This is a genomic window from Erysipelothrix inopinata, assembly GCF_014396165.1.
Classification (GTDB): Bacteria; Bacillota_I; Bacilli_A; order Erysipelotrichales; family Erysipelotrichaceae; genus Erysipelothrix; species Erysipelothrix inopinata.
In genome coordinates this window covers 2,021,630-2,041,716 of the sequence record NZ_CP060715.1, presented here as the reverse complement: position 1 = coordinate 2,041,716, position 20,087 = coordinate 2,021,630, and the positions used below count along the sequence as shown (strand labels likewise).

General features: G+C 35.9%; 22 protein-coding genes and 1 pseudogene. 20 read left to right on the top strand and 3 right to left on the bottom strand.

Annotation, left to right across the window (positions count from 1 at the left end; translation table 11 throughout):
- Positions 1 to 75 precede the first annotated feature (75 nt).
- On the top strand, positions 76 to 1,410 hold the full coding sequence (locus H9L01_RS09835) for a hemolysin family protein (RefSeq protein ID WP_187533775.1): 1,335 nt from the start codon (positions 76 to 78) through the stop codon (positions 1,408 to 1,410).
- On the opposite strand, the gene H9L01_RS09830 is transcribed toward H9L01_RS09835, so the two are convergent.
- Complete coding sequence (locus tag H9L01_RS09830; protein WP_187533774.1) at positions 1,407 to 1,832, bottom strand: RrF2 family transcriptional regulator; 426 nt, start codon at positions 1,830 to 1,832, stop codon at positions 1,407 to 1,409. The genes H9L01_RS09835 and H9L01_RS09830 overlap by 4 nt on opposite strands.
- A gap of 135 nt (positions 1,833 to 1,967) precedes the next feature.
- Here H9L01_RS09830 and cysK point away from each other — a divergent pair.
- From cysK to holA, 12 genes and pseudogenes are all read left to right on the top strand, one after another.
- Positions 1,968 to 2,895, top strand: a pseudogene (gene cysK, locus H9L01_RS09825) (cysteine synthase A).
- A 67-nt stretch (positions 2,896 to 2,962) separates the two neighbouring features.
- The gene (locus tag H9L01_RS09820; protein WP_187533773.1) at positions 2,963 to 3,583 is read left to right on the top strand and encodes a GntR family transcriptional regulator; all 621 of its coding nucleotides are present in this window, start codon (positions 2,963 to 2,965) and stop codon (positions 3,581 to 3,583) included.
- 258 nt (positions 3,584 to 3,841) lie between these two features.
- Complete coding sequence (alaS, locus tag H9L01_RS09815) at positions 3,842 to 6,463, top strand: alanine--tRNA ligase (RefSeq protein WP_187533772.1); 2,622 nt, start codon at positions 3,842 to 3,844, stop codon at positions 6,461 to 6,463.
- A gap of 51 nt (positions 6,464 to 6,514) precedes the next feature.
- Positions 6,515 to 6,784 (top strand): IreB family regulatory phosphoprotein, encoded by a 270-nt coding sequence (locus H9L01_RS09810; protein WP_187533771.1) that lies wholly within the window; start codon positions 6,515 to 6,517, stop codon positions 6,782 to 6,784.
- The gene (gene ruvX, locus H9L01_RS09805) at positions 6,781 to 7,218 is read left to right on the top strand and encodes a Holliday junction resolvase RuvX (protein ID WP_187533770.1); all 438 of its coding nucleotides are present in this window, start codon (positions 6,781 to 6,783) and stop codon (positions 7,216 to 7,218) included. Before H9L01_RS09810 ends, ruvX begins: the two co-directional genes overlap by 4 nt.
- Positions 7,218 to 7,523, top strand: a complete 306-nt coding sequence (locus tag H9L01_RS09800) for a DUF1292 domain-containing protein (protein WP_187533769.1) — start codon at positions 7,218 to 7,220, stop codon at positions 7,521 to 7,523. Before ruvX ends, H9L01_RS09800 begins: the two co-directional genes overlap by 1 nt.
- Positions 7,489 to 8,580: an endolytic transglycosylase MltG gene (mltG, locus tag H9L01_RS09795; RefSeq protein ID WP_246449023.1), complete on the top strand. Its 1,092-nt coding sequence runs from the start codon at positions 7,489 to 7,491 to the stop codon at positions 8,578 to 8,580. The genes H9L01_RS09800 and mltG overlap by 35 nt, the downstream gene beginning before the upstream one ends.
- A gap of 9 nt (positions 8,581 to 8,589) precedes the next feature.
- Entirely contained in the window at positions 8,590 to 9,219 is a 630-nt protein-coding gene (gene udk / locus H9L01_RS09790; RefSeq protein ID WP_187533768.1) for a uridine kinase, read from the top strand.
- Between the two features lie 22 nt (positions 9,220 to 9,241).
- Positions 9,242 to 9,709, top strand: a complete 468-nt coding sequence (greA, locus tag H9L01_RS09785) for a transcription elongation factor GreA (protein ID WP_187533767.1) — start codon at positions 9,242 to 9,244, stop codon at positions 9,707 to 9,709.
- A 51-nt stretch (positions 9,710 to 9,760) separates the two neighbouring features.
- On the top strand, positions 9,761 to 10,231 hold the full coding sequence (locus tag H9L01_RS09780) for a ComEA family DNA-binding protein (RefSeq protein ID WP_187533766.1): 471 nt from the start codon (positions 9,761 to 9,763) through the stop codon (positions 10,229 to 10,231).
- Entirely contained in the window at positions 10,222 to 12,039 is a 1,818-nt protein-coding gene (locus H9L01_RS09775) for a ComEC/Rec2 family competence protein (protein WP_187533765.1), read from the top strand. The genes H9L01_RS09780 and H9L01_RS09775 overlap by 10 nt, the downstream gene beginning before the upstream one ends.
- Positions 12,036 to 12,971, top strand: a complete 936-nt coding sequence (gene holA / locus H9L01_RS09770) for a DNA polymerase III subunit delta (protein ID WP_187533764.1) — start codon at positions 12,036 to 12,038, stop codon at positions 12,969 to 12,971. The genes H9L01_RS09775 and holA overlap by 4 nt, the downstream gene beginning before the upstream one ends.
- A 24-nt stretch (positions 12,972 to 12,995) precedes the next feature.
- Here the strand turns inward: holA and rpsT are convergent, their stop codons facing one another.
- A complete protein-coding gene (gene rpsT, locus H9L01_RS09765; RefSeq protein ID WP_187533763.1) occupies positions 12,996 to 13,259 on the bottom strand; it encodes a 30S ribosomal protein S20 in 264 nt (87 codons plus the stop codon).
- A 162-nt stretch (positions 13,260 to 13,421) separates the two neighbouring features.
- On the opposite strand from rpsT, the gene fmt reads away from it, so the two are divergent.
- The 5 genes from fmt to hemW are packed head-to-tail and all read left to right on the top strand — an operon-like array spanning position 13,422 to position 18,017.
- Complete coding sequence (fmt, locus tag H9L01_RS09760; protein ID WP_187533762.1) at positions 13,422 to 14,348, top strand: methionyl-tRNA formyltransferase; 927 nt, start codon at positions 13,422 to 13,424, stop codon at positions 14,346 to 14,348.
- Positions 14,345 to 14,845 (top strand): ECF transporter S component, encoded by a 501-nt coding sequence (locus H9L01_RS09755; RefSeq protein WP_187533761.1) that lies wholly within the window; start codon positions 14,345 to 14,347, stop codon positions 14,843 to 14,845. The genes fmt and H9L01_RS09755 overlap by 4 nt, the downstream gene beginning before the upstream one ends.
- A gap of 11 nt (positions 14,846 to 14,856) precedes the next feature.
- Positions 14,857 to 16,659 (top strand): translation elongation factor 4, encoded by a 1,803-nt coding sequence (gene lepA, locus H9L01_RS09750; RefSeq protein ID WP_187533760.1) that lies wholly within the window; start codon positions 14,857 to 14,859, stop codon positions 16,657 to 16,659.
- The gene (locus H9L01_RS09745; protein ID WP_246449021.1) at positions 16,649 to 16,915 is read left to right on the top strand and encodes a MazG-like family protein; all 267 of its coding nucleotides are present in this window, start codon (positions 16,649 to 16,651) and stop codon (positions 16,913 to 16,915) included. The genes lepA and H9L01_RS09745 overlap by 11 nt, the downstream gene beginning before the upstream one ends.
- Positions 16,905 to 18,017 carry a radical SAM family heme chaperone HemW gene (gene hemW, locus H9L01_RS09740; protein ID WP_187533759.1) on the top strand — a complete coding sequence of 371 codons (1,113 nt, stop codon included), beginning with the start codon at positions 16,905 to 16,907 and terminating at the stop codon, positions 18,015 to 18,017. Before H9L01_RS09745 ends, hemW begins: the two co-directional genes overlap by 11 nt.
- A 44-nt stretch (positions 18,018 to 18,061) precedes the next feature.
- Here the strand turns inward: hemW and H9L01_RS09735 are convergent, their stop codons facing one another.
- Positions 18,062 to 18,916, bottom strand: coding sequence for an NAD(P)-dependent oxidoreductase (locus tag H9L01_RS09735; RefSeq protein WP_187533758.1), 855 nt, complete (start codon positions 18,914 to 18,916; stop codon positions 18,062 to 18,064).
- Between the two features lie 203 nt (positions 18,917 to 19,119).
- Here H9L01_RS09735 and H9L01_RS09730 point away from each other — a divergent pair, with 203 nt between their 5' ends.
- Both H9L01_RS09730 and rpsO read left to right on the top strand, forming a co-directional pair.
- The gene (locus H9L01_RS09730) at positions 19,120 to 19,575 is read left to right on the top strand and encodes a restriction endonuclease subunit S domain-containing protein (protein WP_187533757.1); all 456 of its coding nucleotides are present in this window, start codon (positions 19,120 to 19,122) and stop codon (positions 19,573 to 19,575) included.
- Positions 19,576 to 19,730: 155 nt separating this feature from the next.
- Entirely contained in the window at positions 19,731 to 19,997 is a 267-nt protein-coding gene (gene rpsO, locus H9L01_RS09725; protein WP_187533756.1) for a 30S ribosomal protein S15, read from the top strand.
- Positions 19,998 to 20,087 lie beyond the last annotated feature (90 nt).

Below are 20,087 nucleotides of genomic sequence, written 5' to 3'. Positions count from 1 at the left end.
TGACGAGGGTAGTTTACCTAACCCTACTATGAATATAAACAGCAGAATAGAAGATGCTCTACGAGGTGATGTACTATGTTAAGTCAAGTAATTACATTACTAGTGTTAATTCTTTTAAATGCATTTTTTGCAGGAAGTGAATTAGCATTTGTATCAATCAATAATAATAAACTAAAGAGCATGGCTGAAGATGGAAACCGCAAGGCAACGATCGTACTACAACTTAAAGAAGTTCCTAACCGATTTTTATCTACGATACAAATTGGTGTTTCATTAGCAAGTATTTTATCAGGGATGTTTGCTTCCGAGGCGTTTGCGCAATTGATTACGGATTGGGTTGTCAATAATGGATGGATGACATCTGCGATGGTTAAACCAATATCAATGTTAATCATTTCTTTGATTACCGCATATTTAATGTTGGTATTTGGAGAACTCGTTCCGAAACGAATTGCCATGACAAACCCAGAGAAGTTTGCATTCTTTGTTGTGTATCCAATTTGGATTATGTCAATTATTACGAAACCTCTCGTTCGATTCTTATCGTTCTCAACCAATGTTGTTTTACGAATAATTGGTATCGATCCGAATAAGACTGAAGACGAAGTTACAGAAGAAGAAATTCGTATCATGGTTGATGCGGGTGAAATTGATATTAATGAAAAAGAAATGATCAACAATATTTTTGATTTCGATAATCAAGATGTATCGGATATTATGACACACCGTACGGATGTCATTGGTATCGATGTTGATACAACCTTTGATGAAATACTCGATTTGATTGATGAGGAACGCTTTACACGTTATCCAGTTTATGAAGAAAACATTGATGATATCATTGGTGTGATTCATTTACGAGATATTTTACGCTTCATCAACGAAGAGAAGAATCCAAAACTCTTTAATATTAAAGAAGTTATGCGTGAACCAATCTTCGTGCCTGATTCAAAACGCACCGATGAACTCTTTAGAGAATTACAACTTGCGAAAACACACTTTGCTGTTGTTATTGATGAATATGGTGGAACGGCTGGTATCGTAACATTGGAAGATTTAATTGAAGAAATTATGGGTAATATCATGGATGAGTATGATGATGAAGAGATTGAAGATATTCTTCTTGTTCATCCTGGAGAATACTTGGTTGAAGGGAATGCAGATCTTGAAGATCTCGAAGATATCCTGGAAATTGATTTACCTGTAGATGATTACGACACCGTGAGTGGCTTTATTGTTGGTGAGCTGGGAAGAATTCCGAATGCAGAAGACGTACAGTCTGATGAATCGGATGTAGTCTTTGGCGATTATCGTTTCTCAATTATTGATTTGGATGAGAAAGTGATTGCAAAGGTACGCGTAACCAAAGAAAAACAAGACATCGAAGATGCCTTGTCTGAAGAAAATTAAATATAATACATATGATTGTCGCCGGATTCAGTTTTAATGATTTCGGCGATATCTTTTAGTTTAATCTCTTTAAGTTCTGCTTTTAATGCTTCATCAAGTGGTGTATACAAATGTGTACATAATGCTGAGTTTATAATATCGTCATCAGTTGATGGCGGTGTTTTTTCAAACATAGAAGGCTCTAAAGCATTAAGAATGTTGTACATGTTACATTCTTTTGACTTGAGAAAGTATCCACCTGTAGGGCCTTTAATAGCATCTACTAGGTTTGCTTGTTTTAGGCTTGAGAAAACTTGTTCCAAATAAATTTTTGAGATATTTAAGTGATCAGCAATGTTAACTAACGTAGTAACATCTTGATCGTTGATGTGCATATAGGTCATTGCCGCGATACCGTAGCGTGTTCGTGCTGATAGTTTCATAATCATCACTCCTTACATGAATATATGTTAGGGGTTTTAAAAGGTAAAGTCAATGATTCCGACTGAGTAAACGAATTGTAATTTAATGTGAGTGTTGTATAATACATATATAACATGGAGGATAACAAGGTTACTATGAAAATTTATAATGAACTCACAGAATTAATCGGAAATACACCACTCGTATCTTTAAAGAATATTGAAAAAGAATACGATGTCCAAGCAAATATCTTAGCGAAAGTTGAATTCTTTAATCCTGGTGGAAGTGTTAAAGACCGTATTGCATTCGCAATGTTATCACAAGCTAAAAAAGAAGGCTTAATCAATGATGAAACAGTTATTATTGAACCAACCAGTGGAAATACAGGAATTGGTCTTGCTTCGATTGGTGCATCAATGGGATTGCGTGTCATTCTTACAATGCCAGAAACAATGAGCGTAGAGCGTCGTAACTTATTAAAGGCATACGGTGCTGAACTTGTTCTAACAGATGGAAGTACTGGAATGAAAGGTGCAATTGCGAAAGCCAATGAACTTGCTGAATCTTTTGAAAATTCATTTATTCCATCACAATTTGATAACACAGCCAATGTTAAGATGCACTACAATACAACCGGACCTGAAATTTATCGTGATACTGAAGGTACTGTCGATATTCTTGTATCAGGTGTCGGAACAGGTGGTACACTAACAGGAACCGGTTCATATTTAAAAGAACAAAACCCAAATATCAAAGTGGTTGCAGTAGAACCAGAAACATCCGCAATTCTTTCAGGAGAAAAACCTGGACCTCATAAAATTCAGGGTATTGGTGCAGGATTTATTCCTTCAATTCTAGATGAATCATTAATTGATGAAATTATCCGTGTTTCAGATCAAGATGCATTTGAAACAGGTCGTAATATTGCACGCAAAGAAGGACTTCTTGTAGGTATTTCTTCAGGAGCTGCAGTTTGCTGCAATTGAGCTTGCGAAACGTCCTGAGAACAAAGGTAAGAACATTGTAGTTATTCTTCCTGATACTGGAGAACGTTATTTATCAACATTAATGTTTAATTATTAAGACATATTGAAACTGCAGTTTAAATTGCAGTTTTTTTATGCTATATTAGGTGCAATGAGGTGACACCATGACAAGAATAAAACGACAACCTATCTACCAACAAATTGCACTCGATATTGCTGCACGTATCGCTCGTAATGACCTTGTGGAAGGGGAACGTATTTCAGGACGTTCTATTTTATCGAGTGAATATAAGGTATCACCTGAAACAATTCGACGCGCGGTGAACTTATTAGAAGAAGTGGAATGTGTTCATGTTATTAACAACTATGGGGTCATCATTGGCGATAAGACACATGCCATAGCGTATCTTCAATCGTTTAGTTCAGTCAGTGATGTCACTGAATTAAAGCATCGACTTACTGATTTGATGGCTAAGAAGAATGAGATTGAAGCAGAAATTCATACAATCGTTGATCAAATTGTAGATTTAAGTTCGCGTTTCTCATTCTCAGATCCGATGAAGCGTTTTGAATTTGTAATCTCATCGAAATCAGAACTTGTAGGGAAAACAATTGCGACCTCTGCTTTCTATCAAACAACTCAGATGACTATCATTGCTATTAATCATGATGGTGAGGTTCTTTTATCACCAGGTCCTGATGCTTCACTCGAAGTAGGAGACACGATTGTGGTCATTGGAAATATCCAAGATGTTCATAAAGTAGAAAAATTAGTTCAAGGCTAGGCAACAGAAAAAAATATGATATAATAAATGCGATAATCGTACTAAAGATATATTCTTAAAGTAATTCTATTTAAAGAGACGGCTGATGGTGAGAATGCCGAATAGAAGTTTATGAATGCTCCTTTAGCAGATGAGGAAACTCCGTGTTGTTTGCGTTAAAAACTTTGAGGTGTATACGTTTCGGCGTATAAATCAGGATGGTACCGCGTGAAAACGTTCCTGTAGTTGGAATGTTTTTTTTATTTTTAGGAGGCAATTATGAAAGAATTGACAGGAAATCAAATTAGAAATATGTTCTTAGACTATTTCAAATCGAAAAATCATATGGTTGAACCAGGCGCACCATTAATCCCTATTGATGATGATACTTTACTATGGATTAACTCAGGTGTTGCTGCTCTCAAGAAATACTTTGATGGCCGTGTAAAACCAGAAAACCCAAGAATTACTAATGTGCAAAAGTCATTGCGCACTAATGACATTGATAATGTTGGTAAAACAGCACGTCACCATACGTTCTTTGAGATGCTAGGTAACTTCTCAATCGGTGATTACTTTAAAGAGGAAGCCATTGGATTTGCTTATGAATTCTTATTCAGTGAGGAATGGATTGGCTTGGATGTAAATCAAGCATACTTCAGCGTTCACACGGATGACCAAGAAGCATACGATATTTGGACACAAAAATTTAATGTGGATCCCAAACGAATCTTAAAAACAGATGATAATTTCTGGCAAATTGGTGATGGTCCATGTGGTCCAAACTCAGAAATTTTTTACGATCGAGGCCCTGATTTTGACCCAGAAAATATTGGTGAAAAATTATTCTTCGAAGACTTGGAAAATGACCGTTATGTAGAGATTTGGAATATTGTGTTCTCACAATTTGATGGTGTTGAAGGTGGCGATATTCATACATTTGAAGAGTTACCACAAAAGAACATTGATACAGGTATGGGATTTGAACGTCTTGTAAGTATTGTCCAAGGTGGCGAAACAAACTTTGATACGGATCTATTCATGCCGATTATTCGTGAAATTGAAAAAATGAGTGATACACCCTATAAAGACAATGTCGTAGCATATCGTGTTGTATCGGATCATATTCGTTCTTTAGTATTTACTTTGGCTGATGGTGCAACATTCTCAAATGAAGGGCGTGGTTACGTCTTGCGTCGTTTACTTCGTCGTGCTGTACGTTTTGGAAAAGTGCTTAACATTTCTGAATCATTCCTCTATAAACTTGTACCCGTAGTTGTGGAAACAATGGGTGAGTTCTATCCTTATCTTGCAGATCGTCAAGAAATGGTTCAAGAGCTTATTCATGTTGAAGAAAAACGATTTGAAAAAACGCTTGCGGGCGGAGAAAAACTCTTGCTTGAGACCATTGAATCAACAGATGGAAAAACAATTGCTGGAGATATTGCATTTAAACTCTATGATACTTATGGATTCCCAATTGAATTGACATTAGAAATTGCTCAAGAGCAAGGATATGATGTAGATATTGAGGGATTCAAACAAGCATTAGAAGAACAAAAAGAAAGAGCTCGTGGTAGTCGCCATAAAGTTGAATCGATGGGTTCTCAACAAGAAGATCTTCTTAACTTCCATGAAGAAAGTGAATTTATCTATGATTCATTTGAAAATAAATCTCAAGTAATTGGACTTTTTGTAAATGGAAAACGTGTGGAGTCCTTTTCAGGTAAAGGTGAAGTCGTCTTTGCAGAAACTTCATTCTATGCTGAAAGTGGTGGACAAGTTGGCGATACGGGAACACTTGAACTTGATGGCAAAATAGTTGCTACAGTTAATGATGTTACCAAAGCGAACGGTGGTCAACACCTGCATCATGTCGAATCTGAGGTTGAGATTCATGAGGGAGATACCTTCACTCTTAAAATCAATGCGGAACGCCGTATCTTAATTCGTAAAAATCACTCATGTGTTCACCTGCTTCAATCAGCATTAAAACAAGTCGTTGGTGATCATGTAAATCAAGCGGGTTCTTATGTTGATGATGAGTACTTTAGATTTGATTTCAACCACTTTGAAAAAGTAACGGACGCGCAATGCCTTGAAATTGAAACACTTATTAATGATTGGATTGCGAAATCATTGCCAATTCAAACAGAAGTTCTTGCACTCGAAGATGCAAAGAAAACTGGAGCAATGGCTTTATTCTCAGAAAATTATGGTTCATTTGTTCGTGTCGTTTCAATGGGTACAGTTTCTAAAGAGCTTTGTGGTGGTACGCATGCCTTGTCAGTAGGAGAAATTGGATCATTCAAACTTGTCTCAGAAGAAAGTGTTGGTTCAGGTGTTCGTCGAATCACAGGTAAAACAAGTTTAGGAGCATATCAAGAATTCCATGCTCTTGATCAAGAAGTATCAAGTATTCGTGCAGCTCTTAAATTATCACCACAAAAGAATATTCTCGATAAGATTGATGAACTGGAAAAAGAAATTAAAGAATTAAAGAATAAAAACCAAGAAATGTTAGCAGATGTTCTTAAATCAAAAACAGCGGAATATGTTGAAAATGCCGTAGATATCGAAAACAATCTTAAGTTTATTTGGATTGAACAAGAAAATATGGAAGTTCCTGTATTGAAAGATCTTGTGGAACGCATCCGCAATCAAGTAGATATCGTTGTCGTTGTAAATATTAAGGAATCATCACTAAACTTTATTGTCGGATGTAGTGAAAATGCAATTACTTCTGGATACAAAGCAGGGGATCTTGCTAAGGAAGCTGCAACCATTACAGGTGGAAATGGTGGCGGTCGCCCTAATTTTGCACAATCTGGTGGTAAAGATAGTACAAAACTTGGTGATGCGAAGGCTTTAATTTTCACTAAAGTGGGGATTGAACTTTAACTTTTGGTTTGAATGCGATAAAATAGAATTAGAGTATAAGGGAGTGATAGCATGTCTCGAAATAATGTAACAGAAACAATGGCTTTTAATTCAGAGTCTGTTAAGCAAGATCGGATCAAAGAAATCCTCGATGAAGTAACTTTAGCTTTAGAAGAAAGAGGCTACCAAGCGGTCAGCCAAATCTCAGGATATTTGATTTCAAATGATCCTGCGTACATTTCTTCACACAAAAATGCTCGGGTAATGATTCAACAAGTTGAACGTTACGAAATCATAGAAGAACTTGTGCGGTTCTACTTAAGCCAAACAGAAAATAAATGATTGAAAAAATCATTGGACTTGATTTAGGTTCAAAAACTTGTGGTGTTGCAATCTCTGATGGATTGGGTATGTTTGCCCATCCTCATGCAACACTTTATTATAGTGTAAACGTTGATGAACTTAAGGAACCTTTAGAGTCACTTATTAAAAAAGAAAAGGTTAAAACGATTGTCTTGGGATATCCTAAGATGATGAATAATGATATCGGAGAGCGTGCACAACTTTCAGAATCATTTAAAGAAACATTAGAAGCTTGGTTTGATTGTAATGTAGTACTTATGGATGAGCGTCTAACCAGTGTCGTGGCGAATCGCCAACTCATTGATTTGGATGTTTCTCGTAAGAAACGTAAAAAAGTTGTAGATCAACTTGCAGCCGTTCATATCTTACAAACTTACTTAGATCAAGTAAAACACCATGGAGGAAACCTATAATGGAAGAAAATAAATCAGTAGATGAAAAAACAATCGTAGTTATTGACGACGATGGATCAGAAAAAGAAATGGAAATTCTATTCACATTTAACGATGATGAATACAATAAGAGTTATGTCCTTTATGTCGACCCAGCAGATGAAACAGGTGAAGTATTTGTATCATCTTACACTGAGGAAGGCGAATTGAACAATGTTACTGAAGAAAAAGAATGGGCAATGATTGAAGAAGTATTCAATACATTCATCATTCAAGCTGAAGAACACGTTCATGACGAAAACTGCAACCATGACCACAACCACTAAACGTGTTTTAGTTGGAATTGTTGTTGCTCTTGTTATAGCACTTGGCTCTTTTTTCGCACTTTACAAAGTTAATACCCAAGGTGTTACAAAGAACAGCGAAACTGTTCTTTTTGAAGTGAAACAAGGGGAGTCATTCCAAACAACCTTAGATCGTCTTGAATCAGAGGGGATCATTCGTTCGGCATTCTTTACAAAAATTGAATCAAAAATCAGTAAGAAAAACCAAACTTTCCACGGAACGTTTGAATTGGATAAATCTTTAAATTCTAAAGAAATTCTGACACGACTTGCTGATCCTGATTTTTCAAAAGATACTACGAACAATGTTACAGTCACTCTCGTAGAGGGAATCTGGGCGAAAGATATTGCGAAAGAAATTGCTGCAGTAACAAATACTAAGGCTGAAAGATTTTTAGAACTGTGGAATAGCAATGAATTCATTGAGTCTCTCATGAAAGACTATGAAGTCATTCCAGCATCCGTTCTAAAACTTGATAATGTGAGAGTGAAACTTGAAGGTTATCTCTATCCTGATACTTACAACCTTAAAAAGGATGCAAGTGAAGAAGATATCACGCGCGAACTTATCAAGAATGGAAATGATAAATTCCAACAATATAAAAATGATTTAAAGAAACTCGATATGTCTCAAGAAGAAATCATGACTTTAGCGTCAATCGTAGAATATGAAGCATCGACTGACGAAGATATGAAACTTGTTGCGGGAGTATTCTTAAATCGTTTGAAACAAAATATGAAACTTCAATCAAGTGTGACTGTTTGTTATTCACTCTATGAATTTGATTCATGGACAGAGTGTGAGAGCGCTAAAAATAACCAACATGATACAGTTTATAACACTTATGTTTATGAAGGGTTGCCTCCAGGGCCAATCCTAAATCCTTCATTAAAGGCAATTACTGCTGTACTGAACTATACGCCCAGCGATTATATATTCTTTATTGCAGATGTCAATAATGTAAAAGATGGTAAAGTATATTACCAAGTTACTTATGAAGAACACGAAGCTGTTCGAAAAGAATTACTAGGATACTAGGAGGAAAGTATGAATCCAATTGTTATCGGGATTGCTGGTGGTAGTGCATCAGGAAAATCAAGTATTGCTAAGATACTTAAAGGACACTTTGAGGAAACTCAAAATGTTGTAATTATCCGTATGGATGATTACTATAAAGATCAAAGCCATTTGCCAATGGAAGTGCGTTTGAATACAAACTATGACCATCCATTTGCATTCGACATGGATTTGCTCGTCAGTGATATTACGAAGCTGAAAAATCGTCAAGCGATTGAAAAACCAGTTTATGATTTTATGAATCATACTCGTAGTCAATATACAGAAACAATTGAACCCAGTGATGTTATCGTAATCGAAGGGCTAATGATTCTTGATAGCGAAGAACTCAGAAACATGCTTGATATTAAAGTATTTGTTGATGCACCTGCAGATATTCGTTTCATCCGACGTCTTGTACGTGATGTGAACAAACGTGGACGTCAATTGGATCATGTTATCGAACAATACATGACAACAGTTCGTGTCATGCACGAACAATTCGTAGAACCATCAAAACGCCATGCAGATATTATTATTCCTGAGGGAGCTCATAATACTGTAGCGATTGATTTGTTAACTACTAAAATAAGTAGTATCATTAATGCGAGTATGTTATAATTTTTAATCAAGGAGTGATAAAATGACAGAAAGAATTCCTGTAACACAAGAAGGTCTTGATGAGTTAAATCGTGAGCTACGTCAACTAATCGATGTAGAAAGACCAGAAGTTATTGAAGATTTAAAAGCAGCACGTGCACAAGGGGACTTGTCCGAAAATGCTGACTATGATACAGCACGTGACCGCCAAGCGCGTGTTGAAGCAAGAATCCGTGAACTTGAACATACAATTTCTAAAGTTGAAATTATCGAAAGCACCACAAAGAAACATAAAACAGTTTCTCTTGGAGCTACTGTTACAATTCTAGATATGGAATTTGACGAAGAAGCAACTTATTCAATTGTTGGTTCAGTTGAAGCCGATCCAGAACATGGTAAACTTTCAAACGTAACACCACTTGCACAAGCAATGCTTGATGCAGTTGTTGGAGATATCGTAGAAGTTGAAGTTGACGAACCTTACAAAGTTAAGATTCTAAAAATCAAATAATATAAATAAGGACTCGTTGGTGTCATTACCTAATTTAAAATAGGTGATTGCATGCAACGAGTTTTTATTTTTGGAATCCTTATTTGTCTCGTCATTTTGGCGCTACTATCTCTCTATGATATTCATCCAATTGAAGACGATGAAAATCAAATTACAGTTTCTGTAGTTATCGATGGAAATAGTGTGGATGTTGAGACTGAACCTTTCGCAACAATTCAAGAAGTTATAAAAGATATCGATTTACCGCCTAATATAGACTATGAAGCATTGAATCTGAATCAAGTTTTATTTCACAGAGATGTTATTACATTACCTGTGATTACAGTAAAACAAAAAGTTTCGATTAATACTGCATCCGTGGAGGATCTTGTTGATGTGCCAGGTATTGGTCCCGCAACTGCAGAAGCAATCGTTTTATATCGAAGTGAAATAGGGCAATTTCAAACCCTTGAAGACTTAATGAATGTTAAAGGAATAGGTTCTAAGAAATTTGAGAAGATTAAAGATTTAATATGCTTGTAGTTTATGAGCTACTACTCTTAAATGCAGTTGAATTTAAACCGTTTATCTATTGTCTTGTTGGATTACTATTTGCCTTGATTAACCTAAAACGAATCAATAGAACCCATCGATATCTTTTTCTCTTGTTGTCCTTAGTACTCTTTCACCAACACTATATTTATCATTCTCAAGATACAATTAAAGGTGTCGTCACAACCATAAACCCATATAGTTACACGGTGAAAGGATTGAATGAGTCATATCTTGTTAAGGGAGAATATGAAGGACAGATTCATGACTATATTGAAGTTACAGGAGAAAAGACTGAGGTTAATAAAACATACCGTCAATCTATGATTCGAACCCAGTATCAAATTGATAATCCACGGGTTAGCACCTTAAAAAGTATGTCATTTTTAAAATTCAAAATTTCCAATGAAGTTAAGGATAACGACTGGGCCAAATTAATTTTACTGAATGAATATCACGAAGATTTTCCCATGCTGAGCTCCTTTTCAATCCAAGTGTCTGGCGTATTACTTGTGATTAAATGTGTCTTTCGAAGATTTCTTACCGAAGAACAATTTAAAAAAATACGGTGCTGCGTGATCGTACTTGGATTATTTTATTTTGATTTCGATTTTTCGTTGGTAAGACTTATGTTATTACTATTTTTGAATCGGGAAAATGTGATTATGATATTACTTGCATTCTTTCCCAAGTGTTCTCATTCCCTTTCGTTCTTATTACCCTTTGGATATTTCTTATACACAAATATTTCTAGAAGGACATCAAATGCAAATCGCTATATATTTAACGGGTTGTTGATGCTACATAAAGTTCATAAGTTTTCGATTTTTCAACCACTAACCTTTAGATTTCACCAATTTATGGCTGGAGTACTCTTCATTGCTGCACTGCTTACAGTTATATTTGGTCAAAGCTTTATAGTTATTGAATTCATCATGAACCTATATTCAAAATGTATGAATGCAACCATAATCGAAAGGTTAGGAATAGTGGGGACGCCTAGTGTCGTGGGAATAGGGTTATTAGTTATGATAACCATTAAAGGAAAAGATGGTTATAAAAAGTGGGTTGTATTATTAATGATTTTTAGCGGATTGTTTCCTCTCTCAACTCGGGTGAGGTACCTTGATGTTGGGCAAGGGGATGCGACATTGATTCAGTTTCCTTTGAATGCAATGACTGTTTTAATCGATACAGGAAAACCGAGTAAAGAAGGTATGTTATCGAGAATGCTAAATCAATATGGTGTTTCTAAACTTGATTATCTTATTGTAACCCATGATGATTTGGATCACTCTGGTAATGTTGAATACATTCTTGAACGTTATCCTGAAGCGACATTGATCGATAAAAAGCCCGCTTCAGTTCCCTTATTTCGATTTCTGCTCAATGATAAAACCTATCAAGGTGATAATGAAAATAGTCTGATATGCGAAACAGAAGTTCAAGGGTTACGATTTATGTTTATGGGGGATGCAACTCGTGATCAAGAACTTGATATCATCAAAATCCTCCCACATCATCAAATTGATGTTTTAAAATTGGGGCATCACGGCTCTAAAACATCAACAGATCCTTTATTTGTGAAATCAATACAGCCACGTTACGGAATGATAAGTTCGGATCCTAAGACATATGGGCATCCTCATGCGTCTGTACAGAGAACCCTCTATAATGCGAATGTGAGAGCCTTGGAAACATCAAAGGAAGGAACAATATCGATTATTCTGTATCCATTTCTACGATATATTACTACATCATCGCATGGATTTGATATAATAGAAACGGTGATTCGATGATAGATGTTTTAATAGGAAAAAATAAAGTTCTGATTGATAAGGAAATCAAGGACATTGAAAAGACAACGGCTGCAACCTACGGTGATTTGGATCGTATGGAATTTAATATGGCAGACCGTGATTTTAAGTTCGATTTGTTGAATGAAGCCATGCATACGATTTCATTGTTTGGCAATTATCAGTTTATTATTCTACGTTACAGTGATAAAGATTCGAGTAAATTAGATGAGGCTTCTCTAATTGAAACACTCACTCACTTTAATGATTTTCAATTCGTTCTTGTCTTAGAAAAAAAACTATTGGCATCATCGAAATTAAAAAAAATGTTGGATAAGAACGCGAAAACTAAAGTTGTCGCAGATCCGCGTGAAGCAGATATTTCTCATTACATTCGCCAACAAGCTAAAGGTCGATTCGAGATTTCTGAGGGAGCGGCCCGTAGTTTAGCGGGGCGCGTAAAAATGGACTTAGTGAGACTTCAACAAGAAATGCTTAAACTTGAAAATGTTGGCGAACCGATTGAGGTAAAACATATTGAAATGTTGGTCTCAAGTGAATTGGATGATAACGTATTTAGGTTGTCGGATGCATTACTAAAAAAAGATGGTAAAACTGCTATCGAAGTCTACCAAGAACTTTTAGCACAACGTCTTGACCCAATAGCGTTGATGGGATTAGTCGCATCAAGTCTTAGACGTCTTTATCAAGTTGGCGCACTCAGTGAATCAGGATATGGTAATGAACGTATTGCATCCACTTTGGAGATGAGTGACAAGCAAGTAGGTTTCATATTGAGAAATCAATATCGAAATTCGTGGGAGGTTCTCAGCCTACTAAATGAATTAGGAACTATTGATCAAGGTGTTAAGCTTGGGAAAGTTGATCGGTTTATTGCATTTGAATTGTTCTTGATGAAAGTTGTTGGAGCATAAAAAAAACACTGAATGAATTCAGTGTTAATCAAGTGTATTATACAATTGAGAAATATGTGACTTTTTACGGCTTACATAGTTCTTGTGATGAATGTTACTCGTCATTGATTTGTCTAAGAGAGTATTTGCATTTCTAAATAACTCGGTTGCTTTCTCTTTATCTTGATTTTCAACTGCGACGGTAAAATTCTTGAGTGTATTTTTCAACTGTGATTTTTGGCGTTTATTGCTAAGCGCTGATTTTTCATTCGTTTTTACACGTTTGGTATTACTTTTAATATTTGGCATTACAAATCCTCCTTTTCATAGATTAATTGTATCAAAGTTGATGCGATATATCAATTACGCTTAGGTGAACATATGACGAAAACTGACACACTTAATCTTTTAAAGTGAGAAGTATACATGAATAAATTAACCGTGTTATAATAAGGCATAGGATGTGATAAAATGCGCGTAATTTTTATGGGGACAACCCCTTTTTCATGTGTTATCCTTCAACAATTGTTGGATGACGGTTATGATGTTGTGGCTGTAGTGACACAACCCGATAGACCTTTTGGTCGTAAGAAAATATTGAAGGCTTCTTCAGTTAAAGAACTGGCATTAAAAAATGAAATTGATGTCTTACAACCTGTCAAAATACGAACAGATTTTGAAGAAGTATTGAGCTACAAACCTGACTTAATTATTACTTGTGCTTATGGTCAGATTGTACCAAAAGTAATTCTTGATTATCCTCAATTTGGTTGCCTGAATGTTCACGCATCATTATTACCAAAATTCCGTGGTGGTGCTCCAATTCATTGGTCCATCATTCGTGGTGAGAAGGAAACAGGCGTTACCTTAATGCATATGGATGTTGGAATGGATAGTGGCGATATGTTGGCTTTCCAAAATGTTCCAATTGATGAAGATGATACGATGGGTCATGTTGAAGCAAAACTCATGGAAGTTTCTAAAATACTGATTCATGAAGACTTAAAAGATTATCTTGATGGTAAACTTGAACGTCAAAAACAAAATGATGAAGCAGTAACACTTGCGTATACGATTCAAAGAGATGATGAATATATTTCCTTTAATCGAAATGTTGATGAGGTCTACAACCACATTCGTGGTTTAATACCTTGGCCAGTAGGGTATGGCGTTGTTGAAGGACAAACTATCAAATTACATGGTGCTTCTAAAATTATGAAAGATCATCAGCATGAACTTGGGAAAATTGTCTCAGTTGAACCGGATGGGATGATGGTTGCAGCTGAAGGCGGTTATATCGTTTTAACACGAATTCAATTATCAGGGAAACCCGCTATGGATATAAAAGACTTTGCGAATGGCGTTGGACGTGATTGGGAAGGGAAGATGTTTGAATGAATGAGCAATATGAAATAAAAAGAACACAAACAATGGTCTTGATTGCACTGATGACTGCCCTTATCGCGTCGATCACCATGTTTGTGAAAATACCATTACCTTATGGTTATTTAAATCTTGGAGATTTTGTAATTATGGTGGCTGCAGTTATATTGCCATTTAGGGGAGCAATGTTTGCTGCGGGTATTGGATCCGCAATGGCTGATTTAATGTCAGGATATCCACAATACGCAATCTTCACACTATTTATTAAAGCTTTTGAAGTCGTAATAATCTTCTTATTACGCAAACATATTGATACACCAAAACGCGCACTTCCATTTGGAATGGCAGCATTAATGATGGTTGTATCTTATGCAACAATTGATGCTTTCCTAGTAGGAAACATTCAATATTTCTTTGTCTCTGCGCTTCAAAATGCGGCACAAGGAATCATTTCAGCGGGAATGATGGTTCTGCTTTATCCGCGAATTAAACATATTAAGAAATACTTATGAGGGACAAATTTATGAATCAAAAAAATATTAGAAACTTTTCGATTATTGCTCATATTGACCATGGTAAATCAACATTAGCCGATCGAATCTTAGAAAAAACAAATACTGTCGCAACACGCGACATGCAAGAACAATTACTTGATCAATTGGACTTAGAGCGTGAGCGAGGAATTACGATTAAACTTAACTCTGTCCAATTAGGATATCATGCTGACAATGGTGAAGATTATATATTCCATTTAATTGATACTCCAGGTCACGTTGACTTTACCTATGAAGTATCACGTTCACTTGCTGCATGTGAAGGGGCTATTTTAGTAGTTGATGCAACCCAAGGAATTCAAGCACAAACATTAGCTAATGCTTATCTAGCGATTGAGAACGATCTTGAAATTATGGTTGTCATCAACAAAGTTGATTTACCATCGGCTGACCCTGAACGTGTAAAACAAGAGATTGAAGATGTACTCGGAATTGATTCCAGTAAAGCACCTCTGATCTCTGCGAAAACTGGTTTAAACATTGAACAAGTACTTGAAGGTATTGTCGCACAAATTCCGGCACCAGAGGGTGACGTTACAGCACCATTACAAGCTTTGGTTTTTGATTCAATCTATGATTCTTATCGAGGTGTAATTGCTTCTGTTCGAATTAAAGAAGGTGAAGTCAAAGTCGGGGATGAAATTAAATTTATGGCATCTGGCGCTACCTTTGAAGTTACTGAACTTGGTGTGCGTACACCTATCGAAGTGAAAAAAAATAAGCTTGTTGCAGGTGAAGTAGGATGGATTGGTGCAAGCATCAAATCCATTCATGATGTTCAAGTAGGGGATACAATTACACTTGCTGATAGACCTGCATCCCAACCTCTAGAAGGTTACCGTAAGTTAAACCCAATGGTTTTCTGTGGACTTTATCCGATTGATAGTAAACGTTATACAGATTTACGTGATGCTCTTGAGAAAATGTCATTGAATGATGCATCCTTGGTCTTTGAACCGGAAACATCCCAAGCGCTTGGATTTGGATTTAGATGTGGTTTCTTAGGACTTCTACATATGGATGTTATTCAAGAACGTTTAGAACGTGAGTACCAATTAGAACTAATTGCGACAGCACCATCTGTAATTTTCCATGTCTTTATGACAAGTGGAGAAATGATTCGTCTGGATAACCCATCAAAAATGCCCAACACATCAAGTGTTGATCATGTTGAAGAACCGTTTGTTGAAGCACAAATTATTGTTCCTACAGATTACGTTGGAGCGGTTATGGAATTGTGTCAAAATAAACGTGGTATCTATGTGGATATGCAAGCATTAGATGCGACACGAATGAATATTGTGTATCATTTGCCACTTGTAGAAATTGTTTATGATTTCTTCGACCGTCTTAAATCATCAACACGTGGATATGCTTCATTTGATTACCAATTTATTGGATATCGTGAATCAAATCTTGTTAAGATGGACATCTTATTAAATGGCGAGATTGTGGATGCTCTTTCTACCATTGTTCACCGTGATTTTGCATTCCATCGTGGAAAAGCAATTACTGAAAAATTAAGAACATTGATTCCAAGACAACAATTTGAAGTTCCAATTCAAGCTTCCATTAATCAAAAAGTTATTGCACGATCAACAATTAAAGCACTTCGTAAGAATGTTATCGCTAAATGTTATGGTGGCGATATTTCACGTAAGAAAAAACTCCTAGAGAAACAAAAAGAAGGAAAGAAACGAATGAAACAAGTCGGAAGTGTAGAAATACCTCAAGAGGCGTTCATGTCGGTTCTATCAATGGATGATGAATAAGCAAACGCTTCAAGAATTTGAAGCGATGCGACGTCATTTTGGTTGGGACAAAAGTGATACTTTAGAATTCCTGGTTTCCTGTGTTAAGGAAGAAGCAGAAGAACTTTTTAACAGTCTTAACGAAGATGAGGAAGCACTTAAGAAAGAATTAGCCGATGTCATGATGTACTGTTACGCAATATGTATCGATAACAACTATGATATGGATTTACTAATTCAAGAGAAAATTAAGGAGGTTATGAAACGTGAGTACTGAAGCTCTATATGTTCATATTCCTTTCTGTGATCACATCTGTGGTTATTGTGATTTTACACGTTTTAACTACGCGAGAATGATATCAGATCAATTTATGATTCGACTTCTTCAGCAAATAAATGCACTCCCTGGAAATTTAAAGACAATTTATGTTGGAGGCGGAACACCGACATCACTTCAAGATGATCAACTAGAAGCACTCCTACAAGCTTTGAAACCCAAGCTTTCTCAAGACTATGAGTGGACATTTGAAGGGAATCCTGAAAACTTAACATATGATAAGGTAAAACTTCTCTATGACTATGGCGTGAATCGCATGAGTCTTGGCGTTCAAACAACCCATGACGATCTTTTGGAAAAAATTGGTCGCCATCATAAATTTTATGATGTGAAAAAAGGTGTTGATCTCCTTCGTGAAGTTGGTATCGCCAACATCTCGTTAGATTTGATGTATGGACTGCCTGGTCAGACTTTAGAAAGTTTTGAATCATCCATGCGTGATGTTATTGAATTGAAACCCGATCATGTTTCTATCTACGCGCTTACTGTTGAACCCAATTCTTTGTTTGGAAGAAAAGGAATTAAGCCAGTTCCTGTTGAAGTTGAAACAGAAATGTTTCTGTCATGCATCAACATCATGGAAAGTGCAGGTTACGAACAATATGAAATTTCAAACTTTAGCCTTCCAGGATCTCGAAGTGAACACAATCAAGTTTACTGGCGTTATGAAGACTTTTATGCACTTGGGCCGGGCTCAAGCCTAAAGGTTGATCATCAACGTAAGACATGGACCAAAAAACTCGGAGAGTATCTTCAAAAAGATGCTTATGCTGAATCAATTGATCTTACGCTAGAAGATGAAATGTTTGAATTTATAATGATGGGATTACGATTAAGAGATGGCATTGAATTTGAACGATTTGAATCCCGATTCGGACAATCTATGTTTGAAGTATTTAGAGATGCTATTGAACAAGGGGTTCAAAAAGAATTATTAATTGTTGAAGAAAATCGTCTCGTAACGACATTTGCAGGATTTGTGATGCTGGATGATGTATTGATTCCATTTATGGATATCTTACCTGAAGACGATATGAACTAAAAAAGACACATTCTCTGATTTAAAGAGGATGTGTCTTTTAGTTATTATTTGAGCTCTTGTAAGTAATATTCGATGATGGCTTGAGTACCATCCTCGCTATAACCATTATCACTTAAGACTTGGTACATCTTGGTTACATTTTCCACAACTGGGAGGTATAAAGGTCCTTTTTCATCAAGAATAAGTTTGAGATCTTTGAGGAAGTGTTTCACAAAAAATCCCGGTGCATAATCTTTTTGAATCATTTTAGGTCCGTTATTAGCTGCTTGCCAAGAAGATGCAGATCCACCAACGATAACATTAAGCATTGTATTCATATCAATCTCATGGTAGTTTGCGTAATGGAGTGCCTCTGCTGTTGCAGAGATGGCACCAGCAATTGCTGCCTGATTTGCTAACTTAGCATGTTGGCCGTTTCCATTTTTACCCATGTAGTTAATTGTTTTACCCATGACTTCTAAAAGAGGATAAACTTCATCGTAGATATCTTTGTCGCCACCAACCATGATTGATAGTGTTCCATTAATAGCGCCAAGGTCACCTCCTGTTACAGGGGCATCGAGCATTTCGTAACCCATTTCATGAGCTTTCTTTGAAAGTGATACAGCAAGACTGGGTGATGACGTTGTCATATCAACAAGGATAGCTCCTTTTTTTGCATATTTCATGATTTCTTCGTAGACTGACTCCACATCTTTAGGATATCCAACAATCGTGAATACAACATCAGCATTCTTTACAGTTTCTTCAATAGATTTAAAAGCATGTACCTTCGGTTCCATTGCTTTTGCTTTTTCAAACGTACGGTTATATGCGGAAACTTCATAACCCGCATTTGCTAAATGTAGTGCCATCGGTTTACCCATAACACCTGTACCAATCCATGCAACATTCTTCATATATATTTCCCTCCAATTTGAGAATAGTATAACACGGGATAACTATTTCGTGAAATTTCACTTACGGGTATTTTTTATATGATATGATGAGTTCAGTTGAAACTTAAGACATAGAGTCGTTAGAAAATTGACTCTTGAAAGACATCCAAAATAGTGGTAGTCTATATAATATTTGTTAAATAAAGATTGGAGAAATATTCTTTATGAATCAGACGCGTAGGATTGGCGTATTATTAGTATTATTAATGATGTTGGTGGGATGTTCTGCTAACACGATGAAGACATATGTCCAGATAACATCACTTGCTCACTATGAAGATGTTTATCTTACAGAGACGTATCCTGAGAACCCAGGAGTTTCTGTAAAATTGACACTTGCAGACAAAGTTTCTTTTGAAGATTTAGTTAAACATGCAAAACCAATCATCAGGATTGAAAATACAGATAATGAGAAAGTATACAATCTTTGCAGTGATAAACTAAATGAAGAATATGTCGTAAAACTTATTGTTGCTTCTGATGATGAATCTTACTTATATTTATACCAAAAAGGAAGTAAAACAGAAGACTTCTTTGAAATCGATACAGATGATTTAAAAGCTTATCTTGAACCCATACTCCAATCTGTTCAAAATCAATCATTTGTGTTTGAATATTAATTATGAATCACGAAACTAAATAGTAGATAATAGTAGAATTATATTGCTTAATCAAATGATTCATGATATTATTTATAAGCTTTACAACTGGGGTGTTTGTTACCTCGACATCATTCTCGGTCGTGAAGGTCTTTAGATATTAGGAGGAAATCACAATGTTATCTAAAAATGAAAAACAAGCAATCATGAAAGAATATGCTCGTACAGAAAACGATACTGGTTCAGTAGAAGTTCAAGTAGCAGTTCTTACAGCAGAAATCAATATGTTAACAGAACATATGAAAGTACACAAGAAAGACCACCATTCAAACCGTGGACTTCTTAAAAAAGTTGGACGTCGTCGTAACCTATTAACTTACTTACGTAACGAAGACATCAACCGTTACCGTGAATTAATCACAAAACTAGGATTAAGAAAATAATCTTACTAAGGAGCTTCGGCTCCTTTTTTTGTTCGCTCAGAGATCAAGGAGTAGTATATTTTACTACTCTTTTTTGTATTTTGCCCGTTT